Genomic DNA, 3,593 nt, shown 5'->3' on the forward strand with positions numbered 1-3,593 from the left:
AACATTACAGCAGGAGATGAGTCAGCGCTTTAGTTATGACTTCTCGGGTGTGCGGGTACATACCGGCAGCATTGCTGATCAATCAGCACGGGAGTTGGGCGCACAAGCCTATACGGTGAAACAGGATATTGTATTTGCAGCAGGCCGGTTTGCCCCACAAACCTATAGCGGACGACGATTGCTGGCCCATGAGATGACGCATGTTGTGCAGCAGAGGCCGTTGCAAATGAGTAGAAACATTCAGAATAAACAACAGCTCACGTCAAATTTTTCTGGTGATAAAGATGTTGTCAGATTAAAGCGGGATCCGGATGTATCGTATAAAGGGTATTACACTTTCAATTTGATGGCGGGAGGTACAAAGGAGGTTGCCGTTCAGTTTTACTATCCAGGCAGTGGCAATAAAGTGAAAGTTAAAATGGCCTCATTACGTAAATCAATGATGGTTGAAGATGAATACATCCTGAGTGATCCCGCAAAATTTTCTCCCACGATAAACTACGAAGATGGAGTGACAACGTTTTTTGATTTAACGGGAGATGATCAAAAAAATATTGAAGCGCATGTGACAAAAGATGCACTTTATAGCGTTGAATTTCTAACCGCTGAATCTAATCCGGGCGACCCCAAATATCAGCGTCATGAGATTACGAATACATTTGCAGTAATGAGTTGGGAGGGTGTGAGAAAGGTAATCAATGTTAGCCAAGGTGAAAACCAGCAGGTTTGGGTTATAAGGCCACACCCTCATCCTAATGTTCAATTTATGTATTACAACACGGTTACGCGGGAGGCTTTTATTCCATCAGTGTTGTCATCAAACAGTAAGTTTAAGGGCGTGCGTTCAGGTAAAAGTGCTATTAAGAATAAAGATGTAACGGTTTTGGATTGGGGAGATAGCTGGAATGGCTTCAACGTGGCAGGGGGTGTTTTGACCTGGGGGCAAATTGATGTATCCAGCGTTGAGGGAATGGTCAAATCGATCGAAAATGAACTAGAAATTGGCAGTTGTATAGGCTCATTAACCATTATAGGTCATGGCTCTCCAGGCAGTATTTCAGTTGGAGACGGAACAGGCAATATTGCTGGAAAACATATTAGGGGTGGAGCTCTGGACTCCACATCAGATATCTACGATGCAGCAATGGCAAACCTCCTAGCTCGGCTAACCCCTAAGTTTTGTGATAACGGTAAAGCGGTTTTACGAGGCTGCAACGTTGGTGATGGAAAGCTTGGAGAAAGCTTTAGTCAGTTACTTGCCAATCTTTGGCAGGTCGAAGTGAAGGCGCATATTGGAACGATTAGAGGCGGCGGTTATTGGACTACTGGTAAATGGAAGCAGGCTGCTCCTGCAGATAAAACGCAGGATAATTAAAGTCAGAGTGGCTCAATGGCGAATTCAAATAGTCAGTAGTTCTCAAGGTAAAACGAGGAACGACAACAGTAAGCGGTTAGGAGGCATATGATGAATAAGTCAGCTAAAACCTACACCTATCGCGGCGGCCAAAAGGTCGCTTTGGAAAAAAGTCCTGATCAGATGGTGGTTAGAGCATTGCCTGCGAGTTTGGACGATGCCGCTATTGCTTCATCTGAGCAGGTGTCATCCGCTTCCACCCGAATCAATACCAGTGGAGCTAAGCTTGATGCCTTAATGGAGCGTAGCCGTGTTGTCGCACCTACCCATCATGCATATTACGAAGCGGATTCAGGGGCTGAGTTTTTAATTACTGACCGGATTTTTGTCACCTTTAAAGAGGCGCTTTCTGATCAGGATGTTGACGCACTCGCTGGACGCTATGCATTAGTGAAAAAAGCCACGTACAGTGATCGGGATTACCTGTTTCAGCTCACTAATCATACCGGCATGAATCCGGTTAAATTGGTGGTGAAACTCACAGAAGAGGAGCCTTTGATAGAGGCAGTAGAGCATGACCTGAATCAGCGGATGAATGCTGAGCAGTTCTCTGTTCCTACTGATCCTGATTATTCAAGACAATGGCATTTACATACACATCTGAATGATCCGGATTTTGATGTTCGTTCCAGCGCCCTGTGTGAGAATTCCTGGAGCTTAATGGATGGATTCGGCAGTGACGAGGTTGTCATTGCTGTGTCTGATGATGGTTGCAAGCTGGATCATCACGATTTTGATTCGCCTGATAAATTTGCTTCATGGGGGTACTTTCGTGGTTCGCGTTTGGTAACCCCCATGGATATAGACGCGGATCCCCGGCAGATGTATAAGGCAGGTTCTAATCATGGAACGTCCTGTTGTGGTGTTATTGGTGGTGAGATTGACTCGGTGCTGACGGTGGGTGCAGCAGCGGGTTGCCAATTGTTGCCGATTCAATGGGAGTCGTCGGGGCCTTCGTTATTTATCAGTGATTCTAAGTTACTCACCGCGCTTAACTATATTGCTGATAAAGCCGATGTGATGTCGAACTCATGGGGTGGTGTGCCTACCAGTGTGTGGGCGTTGCCGGTCATCAACCGTATTAAAGGTTTGGCATTAACGGGTGGCCGTCGTGGTAAAGGGATTGTGTTTTTATGGGCAGCAGGGAATGAAAACTGCCTGATCAACCATACCGCTAATCAGGATGTCCCATACGATCACGGTGTTGACGTGCAAGGCGGCGCTCTGGTCTGGGTGGGTGTTAATACGACGCGTGTGTTTCGTAACAATCTTGTAGGAATTCCCGGTGTGATGCATGTTGCTGCATTGGCCAGCACTGCCAGACGTAGTCACTACTCTAATTATGGGCCGGGTATTGGTGTTTGTGCGCCATCCAGTAACAGCCATGCCTATTACCGGATGACCGTCCGGGGCTTGGGTATTACCACCACTACGGGTGAATTCGGCAGGGTGACAAATAGTTTTGGCGGTACGTCAAGCGCGACGCCTCTGGTGGCTGGCGTTGCGGCACTGACTATCTCATCAAACCCAAATTTGAGTGCGCTTGAGGTGATTTCGATCCTTAAGCAAACCGCGTCTAAAGATCTGGATTTTAGTGATTATCCTCGTACGCCCCCCGCAAGTTTTGACGCTAATACCGGCTGGGATGTGTCTCCGGTGGCGCCCTTTCATAATGGTGCATTTATTGACAATGGCGATGCGGAAGGTAGCTGGAGCCCGTGGTTTGGTCACGGCCGTGTGGATGCAAATGCGGCAGTAGCAGAAGCGTTAAGCCGCCGTCAGCCGGTCGCCAACAAGGTATTTAAAGCCAGCTCTGAGCCGAATAAGAGTATTCCTGACAATAATGTCAGAGGTATCAAGGATAAAATCAACTGCGCTAAAGTGTTCGGGCTCTCGGCTATTACCGTGAGTGTTGATATCAGCCACACCTATATTGGTGATCTGCGTGTCAGCTTGATCTCTCCCTCAGGCAGCGTTGTTCCTTTACATGATCGTACCGGTGGTAGTGCCAACGATCTGCGGGTTGATTTTGATATCTCCTCTGTACCCAATTTGCTGGCGTTGACCGGCGAACCCGTGAAGGGAGAGTGGGCACTGCATGTGCAGGATCTCGCCCTGGCTGATCGCGGCCGTCTGAAAGGCTGGTCTTTAGATATCAGCGGTCAGAAAGACACCTCTG

Annotated in this window: 2 protein-coding genes; both read left to right on the forward strand. The window is 47.7% G+C overall.

Annotated elements, in window-relative coordinates:
• A partial coding sequence (locus tag ABY436_RS19620) for a DUF4157 domain-containing protein (RefSeq protein WP_372740614.1) occupies positions 1–1,375 on the forward strand: 1,375 nt, incomplete at its 5' end.
• An 87-nt stretch (positions 1,376–1,462) separates the two neighbouring features.
• A partial coding sequence (locus ABY436_RS19625) for a S8 family serine peptidase (RefSeq protein ID WP_372740615.1) occupies positions 1,463–3,593 on the forward strand: 2,131 nt, incomplete at its 3' end.

The organism is Neptunomonas sp. (assembly GCF_041601355.1).
Classification (GTDB): domain Bacteria; phylum Pseudomonadota; class Gammaproteobacteria; order Pseudomonadales; family Balneatricaceae; genus Neptunomonas.